The organism is Sphingomonas sp. DC1600-2 (assembly GCF_049897605.1).
Lineage (GTDB): Bacteria > Pseudomonadota > Alphaproteobacteria > Sphingomonadales > Sphingomonadaceae > Sphingomonas.
The window spans coordinates 23325-40858 of the sequence record NZ_JAFCWO010000004.1 but is presented as its reverse complement, the minus strand read 5'-3'; the positions used below and the strand labels follow the sequence as shown (position 1 = coordinate 40858).

The window sequence follows — 17534 nt, the reverse complement described above, 5'->3', positions numbered from 1 at the left end:
GAAAGCTGCGCGGAAATTGCGAAAGCTGCGCGACAGGGTAGAGCGGACGCGATGCTCACGCGCCTGGTCCTGACCGATTTCCGCAACCATGCCGATCTGGCGATCGCGCCGGGGCCGGGCTTTGTCGTGCTGACGGGCGAAAATGGCGCGGGCAAGACCAATGTGCTCGAAGCCGTATCGCTGCTCGCGCCGGGGCGGGGCTTGCGCCGTGCGAGCCTGGGGGAAATGGCGCGGCAAGGCGGGCGTGGCGGTTTTGGCGTAGCGGCGGAGCTGGTCGGCGACGTTGCGATCGCGACCGGCACGCAGGCAGCCGCCCCCGAACGCAGGATCGTGCGCGTGCAAGGCGCGGCGGTGGCGGCGACGGCGCTGGCGGAATGGCTCACGGTCTTGTGGCTGACCCCGGCGATGGACCGGCTGTTCGTCGAGCCCGCCGGTGAGCGGCGGCGCTTTCTCGACCGGCTGACGCTGGCGCTCAGCCCCGGCCATGCCGTCCATGCCAATCGCTATGAAGCGGCGATGCGCGCGCGCAACCGTCTGCTGGGGGAGGACGGCCCGCCCGACCGCGACTGGCTGGCCGCGCTGGAAGCGCAAATGGCGGAACATGGCGCGGCGATCGACTCTGCACGGCGCGCAACGGTGGTGTCACTTGGCGAACGGCTGACCGACCAGCCCGAGGGGCCGTTTGCGCGCGCCGGGCTCCGCCTCGAAGGGTGGACCGGCGGTGGGGCGACGCTGGCGGCCGATCTGGCGCAGAGCCGCGCGCGCGATGCGGCGGCGGGCCGCGCGCTGGTCGGGCCGCACCGCAGCGATCTGGCGGTGACGCATCTCGGCAAGGGGCAAGCGGCGGCCTTGTGTTCGACCGGGGAACAGAAGGCGCTGCTGCTCGGGCTGATCCTCGCCCATGCCGGGCTGGTGGCGGAACGCACCGGCGCGCCACCGATCCTGCTGCTCGACGAAGTGGCCGCGCATCTCGACCCCATGCGCCGCGCGGCCTTGTTCGAGCGGCTGGCGGGGACGGGGCAAGTGTGGATGACGGGCACCGAGCCTGCGCTGTTCGCCGAGCTTGATGGAGCGGCGGTGCGGCTGACGCTGGGGGCGGGCGGGTAACGGTACGGGAGGCCCAGCGGCTGCATCCACGATTGCGCGGCGTGCATCCCGATTGCCATTGTGTCGCACCCGTAACAGGCCGATATTCCCATTCGCGCTTCCGATGAAGCGCTGCGGCCCCGGCATCCTATCGGGGGCGTTCCGGGGCAAAGCTCTTTCATGAAATCGCTGGATCTGTGGCTCGTCGGCTTCGGCTTGCGCTGCGCAGGGCTGCTCGTGTGCGAGCTCGCCTGTTTCGCGTTCGTCATCCCGACGCTGTTCAATTTGCATAGCGACGCGGCGGATGCCGCGGCCGCGCTGATCGCGCTCGTCGCGTTGGTGGCAGGCTTCCTGTCGGTCACCGCGCTGACGCGCGAATTCACTCTCCTCTTGCTGGACAAGGACCATGACTAAGTTCGTTCGTTTCGTGCCGCTGCTGCTGATCCCCCTAATTGCGATCGTGCCGATGAGTTCGTGCAGCCGGGTCGAGCCGGGGCATGTCGGCATCAAGGTGAGCAATTTCGGCAGTTCGGCGGGCGTGTCCGACCATGCGCTGGGCGTGGGCTGGTATTTCACGCCGGTCGGCACCAACATCTATGAATATCCGATCTACACCTCGACCTATGCCTGGACCAAATCCTCGACCGAACAGAGCGGCAATGACGAGGAATTTCCGTTCCAGGATCGCAACGGGCTCAACCTGTCGGCCGACGTGTCGGTCGCGTATCGCGTCGACCCGGTGAAGGCGCCGATCCTCTTCCAGAAATACCGGATCGACATGGCCGGGATCGTCGCCGGGCCGCTGCGCAATGCGGTGCGCAGTGCGCTGAACGAGGAAGCCGCCGGGCTTGGGATCGAGGAGATTTACGGCCCCAAAAAGGCGGCGTTGCTGTCGGCGGTGCAGCGCGATGTCGCGCGCTATTTCGAGCCGGTCGGGCTGCATGTCGAGCAGCTCTATTGGGCGTCGAACATCCGCGTGCCGGATCAGGTGCTGAGCCAGATCAACACCAAGATCGCCAATGAACAGGCGGCGCTTGCGGCACAGGCGAACGTGGCGACGGTCAAAGCCAATGCCGATGCGCGCATCGCCGATGCCGAGGGCAAGGCCAAGGCGTCGCAGATCGAAGGCGATGCGCTGCGCGCGAACCCCGCGATCCTGCGCCAGCGCGCGATAGAGAAATGGGACGGCAAGCTGCCGACCTATAGCGCCGGGAGCGGGCAATTGCCGTTCATTACCGAAAAATAGCCGTATTCGGCCCGGGACCCGAGCGTCCCGGGCCGGGAAGCGCCATTTTGCTTCCGTTTTCGTGGCCACGACCCTATAGGCTTGGCATGGCAGAAGACCCCAATACCAACGATTATGGCGCTGACTCGATCAAGGTGCTCAAAGGCCTTGACGCGGTGCGCAAGCGCCCCGGCATGTATATCGGCGATACCGACGACGGCTCCGGCCTCCACCATATGGTGTTCGAGGTGTCGGACAATGCGATCGACGAGGCTTTGGCCGGGCATTGCGACCGGATCGACATTACGCTGAACGCCGATGGATCGGTGTCGGTCGAGGACAATGGCCGCGGCATTCCGACCGGCATCCACACCGAGGAAGGCGTTTCGGCGGCCGAGGTCATCATGACCCAGCTCCACGCCGGTGGTAAGTTCGAGAACACGTCGGACGATAACGCCTATAAGGTGTCGGGTGGTCTGCACGGCGTCGGCGTGTCGGTGGTCAATGCGCTGTCCGAATGGCTCGATCTGACGATCTGGCGCGACGGGCAGGAACATTACATGCGCTTCGCGTTCGGCGATGCGGTGGCGCCGCTCAAGGTCGTCGGCCCCGCGCCGGGGCGCAAGGGCACGCGCGTCACCTTCTTCCCGAGCCCCGCCACCTTCAAGATCACCGAATTCGATTTCGACAAGCTCGAACATCGCTATCGCGAGCTCGCCTTCCTCAATTCGGGCGTGCGGCTGTATCTCAACGATGCGCGCCACGAAGAGGTGAAGTCGGTCGAGCTTTATTATGAAGGCGGCATTGCCGCATTCGTGAAATATCTCGATCGCAACAAGATCCCGCTGATGCCCGAGCCGGTGGCGATTGCGGGCACCCGCGATGACGTGACGATCGACGTCGCGCTGGAGTGGAACGACTCCTATTACGAGAACGTCCTCGCCTTCACCAACAACATCCCGCAGCGCGACGGCGGTACGCACATGGCGGCGTTCCGCGCGGCGATGACGCGCACGCTCAACAATTATGCCGAAAAGTCGGGGCTCCTGAAGAAGGAGAAGGTCACGCTGACCGGCGACGACATGCGCGAGGGGCTGACCGCGATCGTTTCGGTCAAGCTGCCCGACCCGAAATTCAGCAGCCAGACCAAGGACAAGCTCGTCTCGTCCGAAGTGCGCCAGCCGCTCGAAAGCCTGATGGCGGACAAGCTCGCCGAATGGCTCGAGGAAAATCCAGCGCATGGCAAGGCGATCGTCGCGAAGATCATCGATGCTGCCGCCGCCCGCGAAGCCGCCAAGAAGGCGCGCGAGCTGACGCGGCGCAAGGGCGTGATGGACATCGCGTCCCTCCCCGGCAAGCTGGCGGATTGCCAGGAGCGCGATCCGGCCAAGTCCGAACTGTTCCTGGTCGAGGGTGACTCGGCAGGGGGATCGGCCAAGCAGGGCCGCGACCGGCATTTCCAGGCGATCCTCCCCTTGCGCGGCAAGATCCTGAACGTCGAGCGCGCGCGCTTCGACCGGATGCTGTCATCGAAGGAAATCGGTACGCTGATCCAGGCGATGGGCACCGGCATCGGGCGCGACGATTTCAACGTCGAGAAATTGCGCTACCACAAGATCGTCATCATGACCGACGCAGACGTCGACGGCGCGCATATCCGCACGCTGTTGCTGACGTTCTTCTATCGGCAGATGCCCGACATCATCACCAACGGGCACCTCTATATCGCGCAGCCGCCGCTGTATAAGGCGACGCGCGGGCGCTCCGAGGTCTACCTCAAGGACGATAACGCGCTCGACGACTATCTGGTCGAGAATGGCGTGGCGAGCACGGTGCTGGAAGGTGCTGGCGGATCGCGCTCGGGTGCCGATCTGCGTTCGCTCGTCGACCATGCGCGGCGGATGCGCACGCTGATGCGCTATGTGCCGCGGCGCTATGAGCCGACGATCGTCGAGGCGCTGGCCATGGGCGGTGCGCTCGATCCGGCGCTCGACCCCGAGGCGCGGCGTGCGGTGGTGGTGCAAGTGGTGCGCGGGCTCGATGCCGGTGATCCCGAGGCGCGCTGGTCGGCGCGGCTGGCCGACGATAGCGGTTTCCATGTCGAACGCGTGTGGCGCGGCGTGACCGATCGTCACACGATCGAGGGCGCGTTCCTGGGCTCGGCCGAGGCGCGCAAGCTCCATGCGCTCGCGGTCGAGCAGCAAGAGGCCTATGTCCAGACGGCGCGGATCGTGTCGAGCAAGGCCGCAGCGGCGGTGCAGGCCGAAGCCGATGCGGCGGCCGATGCCGCCGATGAAGAACCCGCAGCGCCGGCAGCGGTCGCCCCGTCCAAGGGCAGCACGATGGTCGCGCGGCCCTCGCAATTGCTCGAGGCGATTCTGGCGGCGGGGCGCAAGGGTCTCGCGATCCAGCGCTATAAGGGCCTGGGCGAAATGAATGCCGAGCAATTGTGGGAAACCACGCTCGACCCGCAAAACCGCTCGATGCTGCGCGTCGAGATCGAACAGGCCGATGTCGCCGACGAGATCTTCACGCGGTTGATGGGCGATGTGGTCGAGCCGCGACGCGAGTTCATCCAGGAGAACGCGCTGAGCGTCGCCAATCTGGACGTTTGATAGGCGAATTCCACCCCATGCGGCGGGGTGTTTGGGCGAGCGGTCGGGCAGGGAGCAGTTAGAGACGTGGCGGAATACGTCTTCAAACCGAATGAGCGCCCGACGCTGCCCGGCTCGCCCGCCAATCCGGAACATCCGCTGTCGCGGCATATCGGCTATTTCGCGGTGGGATGCCTGGTGGGGATCACCGGCGCGCTCGGCAATGCGCTGGTGCAGGTGAACCTCAATTTCGCGCAAGGCACGCTCGGGCTCAACACCAATGAGAGCGCGTGGCTGACCGCCGCTTATTACATGACGAATGTCACCGCGAATTTGCTGCTGGTGAAATACCGTCAACAATTCGGGTTGCAGTCGTTCATCCGCTACATGTTGCTTGCTTATGCGGCGACGACGCTGATGCATCTCTTCGTCCACGGTTTCTGGACCTCGGTGGCGGTGCGCGCGATGAGCGGAATCGCGGCGAGCGGCCTGTCGACGCTGACGCTGCTCTATCTGATGCAGTCGATGCCTGCGCCGAAGCGGCTGATCGGGGTGATGATGGGTATCAGCATCCCGCAACTGGCGACGCCGCTGGCGCGTGCTTTGTCGCCGCGGTTGCTCGAGTCGGGTGATTGGCATCATCTCTATTGGTTTGAACTGGCGCTGGCACTGGCCACACTCGCAGCGGTGATGGCGCTGCCCTTGCCGCCGAGCGAGCGCAGCAAGGCGTTCGAACCGCTCGACTTCCTCACCTTTGCGCTGCTCGCTCCGGGGTTGTGGCTGCTGATCGCTGTGCTGTCCGAAGGACGGATCGAATGGTGGACCGAGCGCGCCTGGATGGGATGGGCACTGGCGGGCAGCGTCGCGCTGGTCGCGGCGGCGCTGATCGTGGAGCATCACCGCGCCAGCCCGTTGATCAACACGCGCTGGCTCGGCACGCGCGAAATGCTGCGGCTGATGGCGATTGCCGCGTCGGTGCGCATTTTGCTGTCGGAACAGGCATTTGGCTCGATCGGCCTGTTGAATGCGGTCGGTCTGATCAACGACCAAATGGTCACGCTCAACCTGATCGTCGTGGCGGCCTCGATTGCGGGGCTGGTGGTGGCGATCTTCACGTTCGATCCACACAACGTAACGCGGCCGATCACAATCGCGATCATCCTGGTCGCCATCGCCGCGTTCATGGATTCAGATGCGACCAACCTGACACGCCCGAGCAACCTGTATTTGAGCCAGGCGATGATCGGCTTTGCGTCGCTGCTGTTCCTTGGCCAGGCGATGGTGATCGGCATCGCGCGCACGCTGCTGGCGGGCGGGCGCAATTTCGTGAGCTTCGTCGTGCTGTTCAGCCTCAGCCAGAGCGTTGGCGGGCTGGTCGGTACGGCGTTGCTGTCGACCTTTCAGGTGGTGCGCGAGAAATTTCATTCGAACATGTTGGTGCAGCATATCGTGGCGACGGATCCGTTGGTGGCGGCGCGGTTGCGCGCCGGGGCGGGGCGGGTTGCCGGGGTCGTCGGCGACCCGGCGTTGCGCAGTGCGGAAGGGGCCGCGCTGCTGGCGCAACAGGTGGCGCGCGAAGCCAATATCCTGGCGTTTAACGACGTCTTCCTGCTGGTCGGCGTGCTGGCTGCGCTGACGGCTGTGTGGGGCTATGCGATCCGCTGGTCGATCCGGCGGCGCGGCGAGATATCGCCGATTCTGCTCTTGCAACAAAAACAAACCCAGGCAGCCCAGGGTCACCAGGGATAATGAAATGAGCGACGCTTCCCCATCGACACCGACGGCCACCGCCCCCGATCCGCAGGTTGCGGCCCCGCGCGGCTGGGCCCCGCCCGTCAAATCGCGTCCGGCGACGATCACCATCGTCGCGCTGGCGGTCGTTGCGATCGTCATCATCCTCTATGCATGGCAATTGCCGCCGTTCGCGGGCTGGGCCGAGGAAACCGACAACGCGTATGTGCGCGGCCGCGTGACGATCATCAGCCCGCAAGTCAGCGGCTATGTCACCAGCGTGCCGGTGCAGGATTTCGCCGAGGTGAAGACGGGTCAGGTACTGGCCACGATCGACGACCGCATCTATCGCGCGCGGGTGGCGCAAGCGCAGGCCAATGTCGCGGCGCAGGAGGCGGCGCTGGCCAATTCCGCCCAGGCGCGACGTTCGCGCGAAGTCGCGATCCTGAGTCAGGAGGCCGGGATCGAGAATGCCAAGGCGCAATTGACGCGCGCCGAAGCCGACATGAAGCGCGCGCAGGCGCTGGTCGCCGACGGATCGATCTCGACGCGCGAATTCGACCAGACTCGTGCGACCCTGCTGGCAGCGCGTGCGGCGGTGCAGCAGGCGCAGGCCAGCCGCGCGATCGGTACGCAGGACGTGCGCACGGTCGCGGTCGGGCGCGGCGGGCTGGAAGCAGCGGTCGATGCCGCCAAGGCGCAATTGCGCCTCGCGCAGATCGATCTCGACAACACCATCATCCGTGCACCGACCGACGGACAAGTGTCGGAAATCGGCGTCCGACAGGGTGCCTATGTGACGGCGGGCACGCAATTGCTGTTCCTCGTACCCCACACCGTGTGGGTGGTGGCCAATTTCAAGGAAGCGCAGACGCATCGCATGGCCCCTGGGCAAAGCGCCCGATTCCGCGTCGATGCGCTGGGCAATGCCAGCTTGACCGGCCATGTGCAGAGCCTGTCGCCCGCTGCAGGATCGGAATTTTCGGTGTTGAAGCCCGACAATGCCACCGGCAATTTCGTCAAGGTGGCGCAGCGTATTGCGGTGCGCGTGGCGATCGATCCGGGGCAGGCGCTGGCGGCGCGGCTGCGACCGGGCATGTCGGTGGTGGTCAGCATCGATACCGACGGAAACCCCCGCCGATGAGCCGCCGCGCGACTGTGCTGCTGGCCATGGCGGTCTCCGCCTGTGCCGGGCCGACGGTGAAGACGGCGACGGTGGCACCGCTTGCTCCGGCACCGGCGTGGCGCACCGATCCCGGTCCGGTTGCCCCACTAGACCGGACATGGTGGCAGGGCTTTGGCGATCCGGTCCTCACCGAGCTGGTCGAGCGGGCGCTGGCCAACAATACCGATATCGGCGTCGCGGTCGCGCGGGTTCGCGAGGCGCGCGCCAATGTTGCAGTGGCGCGGTCGCAATTGCTGCCGACGCTTGACGCCAGTCTCAGCGGCGCGCGCTCGCGCGAAGTCGACGCGTTCGGTCAGCCGGAGAAGCAGACCGCAGGTGAACCGAAGCTGCAAGTCGCCTATGAGGTCGATCTGTTCGGGCGTCTGGCCGATCAGCGCTCGGCGGCGCGCGACGCCTATCTGGCGAGCGCGGCGGCGCGCGATGCGGTGCGGTTGTCGGTCGCGGGCGCAACGGCCAGCGGATACCTCACGCTGCGCGGGCTCGACGCGCGCCTTGAGGTCGCGCGATCGACGCTGGCGGCGCGCGCTGAATCGCTGCGGATCGCGCGCTCGCGGGTGGAGCACGGCTATTCGCCCAAGCTCGAGCTCGAACAGGCGCAGGCCGAATATGAAGCGACCGCGCAGATCGTGCCGCAAATCGCGCTTGCGATCGCGCGCGCCGAGGATGCGCTCAGCGTGCTGACCGGCGCGCTTCCGGTCGCGACGGCGCGCGGCACGACGCTGGATCGACTGGTCGCCCCACCGGTGCCGGAGGGCCTTCCCTCGGAGTTACTGCGCCGCCGCCCCGATGTCGCACAAGCCGAATATCAACTGGCTGCGAGCGACAGTTCGCTGGCCGCGGCGCGCAAGCGCTTCCTACCGCAATTGCGGCTCGGCGCGGCGGGGGGCGCGGCGTTTTCGACGCTGCTCACCAATCCGATCACGGTATGGTCGCTCGGTGGGAGTGTGCTCGCCCCATTGTTCCAGGGCGGCCGGTTGACCGCGCAAGCCGATGCCGCGGGCGCACAACGCGACCAGGCGGCGTTCGCTTATCGCCGCGTCGCTTTGGGTGCCTTTCGCGATGTCGAGGATGGGCTGGCGGCAGTGCACCGATTGGACGAGCAAGTCGCCTCGGGGGAACGGCAGCGTGCTGCGCTCGCCGAAGGGTTGCGATTGGCGACCAACCGTTATCGCGAAGGCTATTCCCCCTATCTCGAGCAACTGGATGCGCAGCGCGGCTTGCTCGGCGCACAATTGGCGCTGATCCAGACGCGGAGCGATGCGTTGGCCGCGCGCGTGCAATTGTATCAGGCGATGGGGGGTGGTTGGTCCGGTGTCGTCACCGACCGGGACGGTCCGGAGTAAGCGCGTGGCCTCTCTTTCGCGTGACTCGGGGCGGCCTGTTGGCGTAGATTTGCGCAAACGGTGAGGGGAAACAGCATGCGCGGTGTTTTGACGGGGTTGGCGGTGACGGCGCTGGTCGCAACGGCGGCAGTGGCAGCGGTTGAGCCCGCCTCCAAACATTCGCCGAAGGAAACGCAACGTGCCGTTGCCGCCGGGCTGGCCAATCCGGCGCGGGCCGATCAAGCGGGCGATGACGCGCGGCGCAAGGCGGCAGAGGTGCTGGCCTTTTCTGGTGTGGGGCCCGGTGACGAGGTGCTCGATTGGATCCCGGGCGGTGGCTATTGGACGCGGATCTTCTCGGGCACGGTCGGCAAGGCGGGGCACGTTTATGCGATCTGGCCGGCCGCTTCGGCCCAATCCGCCGCCAAGGGCGAAGCCGCGCTCGACGCGCTGCATTTGTACAATGTGACCACCAAGGTGCTGGGCTCGGGCATCGTGGCGGCATCTGAACCGGTCGATCTGGTGTGGACCGTCCAGAATTATCACGACGTCGCCAATAAAGGGGGCGAAGCCGCGCTCGATCAGTTGAATGCCGAAGTGCTGAGGGCGCTGAAGCCCGGTGGTAGCTATGTCGTGATCGACCATGCCGACGCCGCGGGCACCGGCCTTAGCGGCACCTCGACCAAGCACCGGATCGATCCGGCGGCGGTCAAGGCGGAGGTGGTGAAAGCGGGGTTCGAGTTCGTCGGCGAAAGCGATGTCCTGCGCAATCCGGCGGACGACCACAGTGCCAACGTCTTCGACCCCTCCATTCGGGGGCACACCGACCAGTTCGTCTACAAATTCCGCAAGCCGCGCTGAGCGGACTTAGTCGAGCGCCGCGCGCAGCGTCGCGCGGACGCCGCTCTGCGCGCCGGTGTCATATTCGACGATGGTTTGCAGACTTTGCGCCATCGCACGGATGAGCTTTGTGCCCACGCCCGTGCCGGTGGGGGCAGCGTCTGCCTTCATGCCGATGCCATCGTCCTCCACCGCGAGCCGGAAGTGTGCGTCGCCATCGCCGTGCAGCGAGACGCGCACTTCGCCGCCATTGGTGGGATAGGCATATTTGCAGGCGTTGCTGACCAGCTCGGTGACGATCACCCCGAGCGACACCGCGCGATCGGTCGATAGCCGAATCGGTTCGGCGGCAAGACGAAGCGTGCGCGGTGCCGCCGGGGTGGACCAGGTCTCGCCCAGTTCATCGACCAAGGCACCGAGATACTCGCGCATGTCGACCTGTTCGACATCGTTGCTGGTGTAGAGGCGCCGGTGGACTTGCGCGATCGCGGTAATGCGGCGCTGCGTGTCTTCCAGCGCGAGCCGGGCATTGTCGTCATCGAGCGCGGTCGCCTGCATGCGCACCATCGCCGAAACGAGTTGCAGGCTGTTGGCGACGCGGTGGTTGGCCTCGCGCAGCAGCGCTTCAAGCCGGGCGTTGCTGGCGCGCAATTGGTCTTCGGCGGCGGCCTTGCCACGCTCGAGCGCCGCGCGTTCGAGCACCTGCGCGAAGGCGCTGGCGAGCAGATCGAAGAAATCGACGCCGACGGTCTTCACGACATAGTCGGCGGCCCCGGCCTTCAACGCGGCGACGGCGATGCGGCCTTCCTCGGAGCCGGTGACATAAACGACCGGCGGCATCACCGGCAGCGTGTGGAGCTGCTCGAGCGTTTCCAGCCCGTCCATGCCGGGCATATAGTGATCGACCGCGATCAGGTCGAAGGGTTGGCTGCGCGCGAGTGCGACGCCCTCGGCACCGCCTTCGGCAACCGTCACCGCATAGCCATGGCGCGCGAGCGTGCGCGCGGCGAGCCGCCGCAACCCCGCATCGTCATCGATATACAGGACCGCAGGTGGGGCGGTTCGGTTCACCCCTCGGTCTCGGGGACCTGGATCACCGACAGGAACAGCCCGAGCTGGCGGATCGCCTGGGCGAAGCTTTCGTAATTGACCGGTTTGGTGATGTAGACATTGCAGCCGAGATCGTAGCAGCGCTGAATCTCGATCTTGTCGTCGGTGGTCGTCAGCACCACCACGGGGGTGCGGCGCAGCGGGCCGTCGGCGGCCTTGATCTTGGCAAGAATGTCGGTCCCGCTCATGTCGGGCAGGTTGAGATCGAGCAGCACCAGCGCCGGGCCGTTGCGCTGCGGGCCGGCGGCGTTGTTGAACAGATAGTCGAGTGCGGTGGTACCGTCGGTGAAATGGGTGATGTGATTGAGGATACCCGCGCGGCGGATGTTCTTTTCGATCAGGCGGGCGTGGCCTTCATCATCCTCGATCATGATGATGCTGACGCTTTGGTGGTCGTTCATATTCAGCTTTCCCGAGAATCGCCGTTGGTCATGTCGAGCTTGGCCGGCAGGTTCAGCCGGAAGGTGGTACCCCGACCCAGTTCCGACGCCATTTCGATCACGCCGCCCAAGCGATACGCCAAGGCACGGACATGGGCCAGACCGATTCCTTCGCCCGGCTGATCCTGGTTGCCCGAGCGGCGGAACAGGTCGAACACGCGTTGATGGTCGCTGGCGGCGATGCCGCGACCATTGTCCTCAACCTCGATCATAACCCGCTGCCCGTCGCGCTGGCCGCGGACCACGATCTGCCCCGCACGATCGGGGCTGAGGTATTTCACGGCGTTTTCGATGAGGTTGGACAGGATCTGCTCGATCGCAAGCCGGTCGCTGACGATCGCCGGGAGCGGGTGCTCGATCGCGAGCGTCGCGCCGCGATGGTCGAGTTGCTGCGTCAGGCTTGCGCCGATCGTATCGACCATCGAGCCGAGGTCGAGCGGCTCGGGGACGATGACGCGCCGCCCCTCGCGCGACAGCTTCAGGATGGCGTTGATCAGCCGGTCCATCTTCTGCGTCGAGGTACGGATGAATTTGATCGCCTCGGGCAAATCCTCGCGCGCCGCCAGCCGGGCGTCCTCGGTGACGATGTCGGGCGCGCGCTGCTCGGCCCGATCGATCAGGTCGCCAATCGTGGCGGTCGCGCTTTCCAGCTCGGCGGTGAAGCCCATCACATTGACCAGCGGGCTGCGCAGGTCGTGGCTCACGATGTAGGCGAAACGCTGGATCTCGTCATTGGCACGGGTCAGGTCGGCGGTGCGCTCCTTGACCAGATCCTCCAATGTATCGGCGAAATCGCGCAGTGCATCGTGCGAGGCGGCGAGGTCGCGGGTGTAACGCTGCACGGTCAGCAACGAGATCAGGGCAACCAGAACGAGCAACAGCCCGGCAAGCGCGAGCGTGGCATAAAAGATGCGGACGCTCGCCTGTTGTTCGGCGTCGCGGATGGCGAGCAGGCGTTGCTCCTCGGCGACCATCGCATCGGCCACACGGCGGACGGCGCGCATCCGGCGTGCGCTGGTTTCATCGCGAAACAGCGTTAGCGCACCGAGCCGGTCCCCGCGCACGATCGCCGCAATCGTGCGTTCGCGCTGTGCGGTCAGATCGGCGATGAGCACGCGCAGGTTGGCGATATTGCGTTGCTGGCGGGGATTGTCGCGCGTCAGAGCGGCGATCCGCGCCAGCGTCATTGGCAATGTCGCCATCCCGGCGCGGTAGGTGTCGAGATAGACTTGCTCGCCAGTCAAGACGAAGCCGCGACGCGACGTTTCGCTTTGTTCCACCAGGATACGCGCGCGGTCGATCGCGAGTTCGACCTCATAGGTGTGGTTGACGTCGCGCGTATGGCCTTCGTTGCGCGCGGTCGACCAGCCGGCCGCCACGCCCACCGCGATCAGCGCGGCAAAGCCCAGCCCCATGCAGGTAAGCAGGAAGCGCTGCATGCGCCCTTCGCCAATGCCAAATCCCTGAACGATGCGTTCGAACATATGCGCCGCCCTTACGCAGGCCTTGCGCGAAACGCCAGCCAGCGGTTGTTGACCTGGATCAAGTGGTTAGGCAGCGCGGCGGCGCGCGCGCTCGGTCTCGGCGGTGAAGCGGACGTCCTCGTCGCGATCCTCCAGCATGGTGGCGATGGTCTCGTCGCTTGCCTCGCTCCACTCCTTGCCGCGATCCGGCCCCTGGCGCACGCGCGGCAGCAAGCCGGGCACGCTCGACCAGGCGAGCAATTGGTCGATGCCGACCGCGTTCAGCATGTCACGCAAGTGGAAGGCAGTGACATAGGCGTCGGGAAAGGCGCGGTGCGCCGGCAGGCCGCGTTCGTGGATCAGCCCCTCGGGCTTGCGCCAATAGCGCAGCATCTGGTTGGAGAAGGTCGGGCTGTCCGGCCACAGCCGCAGCGCGCATTTCCAGGTGCAGATCCACGGCGCATTGCGGGTGAGCGCGGGGCTGCAAAATTTCTCTTCATAGATGGAGCGATGCGCGGCGAGCGCCACGCGCTTCGGATAGGGATCGAGCACGGCGCGCGCGACATCGTGCCAGAACGGCGCATCGGCGACCTGTTCGTCGAGAATATGGTGGATCGTCTGCGTCAGCGGCGGGATCGGGCGACCGGGATTGACCAGCCGCGCGCCGCCTTCGCCATGGATTTCCCACCGACCATCGGTGCCTAATGCCACGTCCTGCCAGCCGATTTCGCACACGCCGTGGACGGGCGGGGCTTCCCCGGTGGTTTCAAGGTCGATGACGCGGATGATCTGGGGTGGGGGCGGGGGCATTGGGACTAGGTGGCGTGTTCTGCTGCGGATTGCGAGCGGAGAAGAAGGGTTTGTTCGCGCGGAGGACGCGGAGAAGGAGAAGGATTTTTCACGCGAAGGCGCGGAGGCGCGAAGGAGTCCTTGTCCGGCGGTCCGCCGGACAAGTGAGTGGATAAACCGCCTCGCGGAAAATCCATCTTAGTGGCTTCGCGCCTTCGCGTGAAAACCCTTCTGCGTCCTCCGCGCCTCTGCGCGAACCAATCTCCTCAGTGCGCCGCTTGCTCACCCCGGACGAGGCCGCTGAGTGCGAGCTGGTCGTCGATCATGCCGAGCAAGCGATCCAGCCCGGCCTGATCCTTCGCCTCGGCGCGCGCGACGAGCACGTCTTGGGTGTTGGAGGCACGCAGCAGCCACCAGCCGTCGGCGGTGTTGACTCGCGCACCATCGGTGCGGTTGACGTCGGCCCCTGCCGCCTCGAGCCGGTCGAGCACTTCCTCGACCACCGCGAACTTGCGGCTTTCATCGACCTGGAAGCGCATTTCGGGGGTGTTGACCAAGGCCGGCATCGCGCCGCGCAAATCGGTGATCGACTTGCCGATCATGTGGGCTGCGCGGATCAGGCGGACGGCGGCATAATGCGCGTCGTCGAAACCGTAAAATTCGTGCGCGAAGAAGATGTGCCCGCTCATTTCGCCCGCCAGCGGGCTGTTGGTTTCCTTCATCTTCATCTTGATCAGGCTGTGGCCGGTCTTCCACATCAGCGGCGTGCCGCCGAGCTCGCTGACGCGGTCGAACAGCATTTGCGAGGCCTTAACATCGGCGATGATCGTCGCGCCGGGCAGTTCCTTCAGCACAGGCTCCGCCAAAATGGACAGAATCTGGTCGCCCCAGATGACGCGGCCCTGCCCGTCGATCGCGCCGATGCGGTCGCCATCGCCATCGAAAGCCAGTCCGAAATCGAGCTGCTTCTCGGCGACGAGGCGCTTCAGGTCGGTCAGGTTCTTTTCATCAGTGGGATCTGGGTGATGGTTGGGAAAATTGCCGTCGACATCGGTGAACAGCAAGTGATGCTCACCCGGCAGGAGCTTGACGAGCTTCTCGATGATCGGGCCCGACACGCCATTGCCGGCGTCCCAGCCGATCTTGTAGCTGCCCCCGGCATAGCCTGCGACGAGGCGACCGACATAATCGTCCTCAATGTCGGCGGTGGAGACGGTGCCGCGGTCGGCCTCATCGGCGACGACATCCCAGTCGCCTTCCGTCGCCATGCGGCCAAGGTCCTGAATGTCCGCGCCGAAAAACGGCTTGTGCTGCAAGACCATCTTGAAGCCGTTATACTCGGCGGGATTATGGCTGCCGGTTATCTCGATGCCGCCATCCACTTCTAGCGTGGCCTCGGCATAATAGAGCATCGGCGTCGGCCCCATGCCGATCCGCACGACATCGACACCGACGGCGGTGAGGCCGCCGACCAAAGCCGCTTCAAGCTCGGGCGAGGACAAGCGACCATCATAGCCGACGGCAACGCGCGTGCCGCCCGCGCGGCGCACGCGCGTGCCGAAACCGCGACCGATCGCGTCGGCGTCTGCGGTGCCGAGCGTCTTTCCCACGATCCCGCGGATGTCATATTCGCGCAAGGACGTCGGGTCGAAACGGTGCGTCATGGTAGCTCCTGTTGGTTGGATGCGTGCCTAATCGGTGAAACCCGCGAAAGTTCAATGGCTAGTGTCGGAGCAGCAGATCGCGCGCGGCGTTGATCCGCCGGGTGAGATCGGCCGAGCCCCCTCGATCGGGATGGACCGCGCCGACCAAGCGCCGGTGCGCGGCGCGAATCGCCGCCGCATCGGCATCGGCCGACACCCCGAGCACGGCGCGCGCTTCGGCTTCGTCGAGCCGCAGCGTCGGTTTCGGTCGCGCGCGCAGCAGCCACCAGCCACCGAGCAGGACCGCCGCAAAGAAAAGAATCTTGCCCATTATGCGAACAGCGGCGGGACCGGTTCCGGCAGCGCAAGCGCGCCCATCATCTCGCGCAATTCCTGGCGCGCGGCGACGTGCGCCAGCCCCATGGCACCGAATTCACCCGAATCGAGCATGGTCAGGCCGTTGGGGAACAGTTCGCGGTAGATGACGCGTTCGCCCAGGCCCGGCACGATGCGGAAGCCAACGCGCTTGGCGAGCTGGTCGAGCGCTTCGGACACACGGCGCATGTTGCGCGCCTCAATATGCTGGACGCGGTTGCGCAGCACCACCCAGTCGATCGTCGAGCCATCGGCCTTGGCGCGGGCCTTGCGCGCTTCCCAGATCATTTCGGCATAAAAGCTCGGGCGCGTGACCTTGTAGCTTTCGGGATCGACCTGGCCGATCAGATCGAAATCGACGAAACTGTCGTTCATCGGCGTTACCAGCGTATCGGCGCGGGCGGAGGCCATGCGCGCGAACCGGTCGTCGCGACCCGGCGTATCGATCACCAGAAAGTCCGCACCCTCGGCCAGCGCATCGAAGCTTTCGGTGAAGCGCGCCAGGCTTTCGCCGTCATGGGTGGTGTGGCGCGGGGTCGGCAAGTCGCGGCCGGTGCGTTTGATCGTCGCGGTACGATTGTCGAAATAGCGCCCCATCGTGCGCTGGCGATGGTCGAGATCCAGCGCCGACACCTGCGCGCCGCGCGCCGCCAGCGCGATCGCGACATGCACCGCCGTGGTCGACTTGCCCGTGCCGCCCTTTTCATTGGCGAAGACAATAATGTGTGGCTTTCGCGCAGCAGTCGCCAACGTGTTTGCTTCCCGTCTTGTCCGGTTGGATCACGCCTCATAGAAGGCGCGCCCGTCCTTACCGAAGGCCACACATCCGTGCAAACCATCCGTTCCCTCGAAGCGCTCCGTTCTGGGATCGCCGATTTCCGCAGCGGAGGCGCGAGCATTGCGCTCGTGCCGACGATGGGGGCGCTGCATTCCGGGCACCTCGCGTTGATCGAGGCGGCGAAGCGGCCGGGCCGCAAGGTGGTGGCGTCGATCTTCGTCAACCCACGGCAATTCGGCCCGAATGAGGACCTGTCGCGCTATCCAAGGCGGGAGACGGCGGACGCACGGCTGTTGACCGAGGCGGGCTGTGACCTGTTGTGGATGCCGCCGGTCGAGGTGATGTATCCCGACGAGTTCGCCACCACGATTTCGGTGGCGGGGGTGAGCGAGGGGCTCGATGGCGCATCGCGGCCCGGCCATTTCGATGGCGTAGCGACCGTCGTCGCGAAATTGTTCAACCAGGTCCGGCCCGACATCGCCCTGTTCGGCGAAAAGGATTTCCAGCAGCTCGCGGTGATTCGCCGGATGGTTGCCGATCTCGATTTCGGGATCGAGATCCAGGGCGTGCCGACGCAGCGCGACGATGACGGGCTCGCGCTGTCGTCGCGCAACATCTATTTGGATGAGGCGCAGCGTGTCGCAGCGGTGGCCTTGCCGCGCGCATTAGGCGTGGCGGCCAAAGCGATTGCGCGCGGCGACGATCCAGAAGGCGGGCTGGCCACGGCGCGCGAAGCGCTGAATACCGCCGGTTTCGAGGTCGATTATGTCGAGCTGGTCGATGCCGCGACGCTGGCCACAGCGACCGACCCCAGCCGCGAGCGGCGTTTGCTCGCAGCGGCGCGGATCGGCACGACGCGGTTGATCGACAACCTCGCGATTCCGCCCGCCGATCATGCCTAACGGCCGTTAACCTTTTGTTGACCCCAATCCGGCAAGGTGTTGCCGGTAGG

The 17534-nt window shown here is 65.7% G+C and carries 16 protein-coding genes; 9 read left to right on the top strand and 7 right to left on the bottom strand.

Going from position 1 to position 17534, the window contains the following annotated elements; translation table 11 throughout:
• Positions 1-51: 51 nt before the first annotated feature.
• From recF to ACP7BL_RS10085, 8 genes are all read left to right on the top strand, one after another.
• Entirely contained in the window at positions 52-1107 is a 1056-nt protein-coding gene (recF, locus tag ACP7BL_RS10120; protein ID WP_426258258.1) for a DNA replication/repair protein RecF, read from the top strand.
• 159 nt (positions 1108-1266) lie between these two features.
• A complete protein-coding gene (locus ACP7BL_RS10115; RefSeq protein WP_033967305.1) occupies positions 1267-1500 on the top strand; it encodes a hypothetical protein in 234 nt (77 codons plus the stop codon).
• Positions 1493-2332, top strand: a complete 840-nt coding sequence (locus ACP7BL_RS10110; protein WP_171010458.1) for an SPFH domain-containing protein — start codon at positions 1493-1495, stop codon at positions 2330-2332. Before ACP7BL_RS10115 ends, ACP7BL_RS10110 begins: the two co-directional genes overlap by 8 nt.
• A gap of 86 nt (positions 2333-2418) precedes the next feature.
• A complete protein-coding gene (gene gyrB / locus ACP7BL_RS10105) occupies positions 2419-4926 on the top strand; it encodes a DNA topoisomerase (ATP-hydrolyzing) subunit B (protein ID WP_426258257.1) in 2508 nt (835 codons plus the stop codon).
• Between the two features lie 66 nt (positions 4927-4992).
• Positions 4993-6654 carry an MFS transporter gene (locus ACP7BL_RS10100; protein ID WP_171010457.1) on the top strand — a complete coding sequence of 554 codons (1662 nt, stop codon included), beginning with the start codon at positions 4993-4995 and terminating at the stop codon, positions 6652-6654.
• Between the two features lie 4 nt (positions 6655-6658).
• Positions 6659-7780 carry an HlyD family secretion protein gene (locus ACP7BL_RS10095; protein WP_137902462.1) on the top strand — a complete coding sequence of 374 codons (1122 nt, stop codon included), beginning with the start codon at positions 6659-6661 and terminating at the stop codon, positions 7778-7780.
• A complete protein-coding gene (locus ACP7BL_RS10090) occupies positions 7777-9165 on the top strand; it encodes an efflux transporter outer membrane subunit (protein ID WP_137902461.1) in 1389 nt (462 codons plus the stop codon). Before ACP7BL_RS10095 ends, ACP7BL_RS10090 begins: the two co-directional genes overlap by 4 nt.
• A 75-nt stretch (positions 9166-9240) precedes the next feature.
• Positions 9241-10005 (top strand): class I SAM-dependent methyltransferase, encoded by a 765-nt coding sequence (locus ACP7BL_RS10085; RefSeq protein WP_126845937.1) that lies wholly within the window; start codon positions 9241-9243, stop codon positions 10003-10005.
• Positions 10006-10011: 6 nt separating this feature from the next.
• Here ACP7BL_RS10085 and ACP7BL_RS10080 read toward each other — a convergent pair whose 3' ends face one another.
• The 7 genes from ACP7BL_RS10080 to ACP7BL_RS10050 all read right to left on the bottom strand — a co-directional run bounded on the left by ACP7BL_RS10080 (position 10012) and on the right by ACP7BL_RS10050 (position 16554).
• Entirely contained in the window at positions 10012-11055 is a 1044-nt protein-coding gene (locus ACP7BL_RS10080; protein ID WP_426258256.1) for a sensor histidine kinase, read from the bottom strand.
• A complete protein-coding gene (locus tag ACP7BL_RS10075) occupies positions 11052-11495 on the bottom strand; it encodes a response regulator (protein ID WP_209515878.1) in 444 nt (147 codons plus the stop codon). The genes ACP7BL_RS10080 and ACP7BL_RS10075 overlap by 4 nt, the downstream gene beginning before the upstream one ends.
• A gap of 2 nt (positions 11496-11497) precedes the next feature.
• A complete protein-coding gene (locus ACP7BL_RS10070) occupies positions 11498-13018 on the bottom strand; it encodes a sensor histidine kinase (RefSeq protein WP_033966454.1) in 1521 nt (506 codons plus the stop codon).
• Positions 13019-13084: 66 nt separating this feature from the next.
• A complete protein-coding gene (locus ACP7BL_RS10065) occupies positions 13085-13807 on the bottom strand; it encodes a 3'-5' exonuclease (protein ID WP_033966455.1) in 723 nt (240 codons plus the stop codon).
• Between the two features lie 245 nt (positions 13808-14052).
• Positions 14053-15450 carry a phosphoglucomutase/phosphomannomutase PgmG gene (pgmG, locus tag ACP7BL_RS10060; RefSeq protein WP_426258255.1) on the bottom strand — a complete coding sequence of 466 codons (1398 nt, stop codon included), beginning with the start codon at positions 15448-15450 and terminating at the stop codon, positions 14053-14055.
• A 58-nt stretch (positions 15451-15508) separates the two neighbouring features.
• Positions 15509-15760 carry a J domain-containing protein gene (locus tag ACP7BL_RS10055; protein ID WP_426258254.1) on the bottom strand — a complete coding sequence of 84 codons (252 nt, stop codon included), beginning with the start codon at positions 15758-15760 and terminating at the stop codon, positions 15509-15511.
• On the bottom strand, positions 15760-16554 hold the full coding sequence (locus ACP7BL_RS10050; protein ID WP_426258253.1) for a division plane positioning ATPase MipZ: 795 nt from the start codon (positions 16552-16554) through the stop codon (positions 15760-15762). The genes ACP7BL_RS10055 and ACP7BL_RS10050 overlap by 1 nt, the downstream gene beginning before the upstream one ends.
• Before the next feature lie 78 nt (positions 16555-16632).
• Between ACP7BL_RS10050 and panC the strand changes: the two genes are divergently transcribed.
• Positions 16633-17484, top strand: a complete 852-nt coding sequence (gene panC, locus ACP7BL_RS10045; RefSeq protein ID WP_299111932.1) for a pantoate--beta-alanine ligase — start codon at positions 16633-16635, stop codon at positions 17482-17484.
• The last annotated feature ends 50 nt before the right edge of the window (positions 17485-17534 follow it).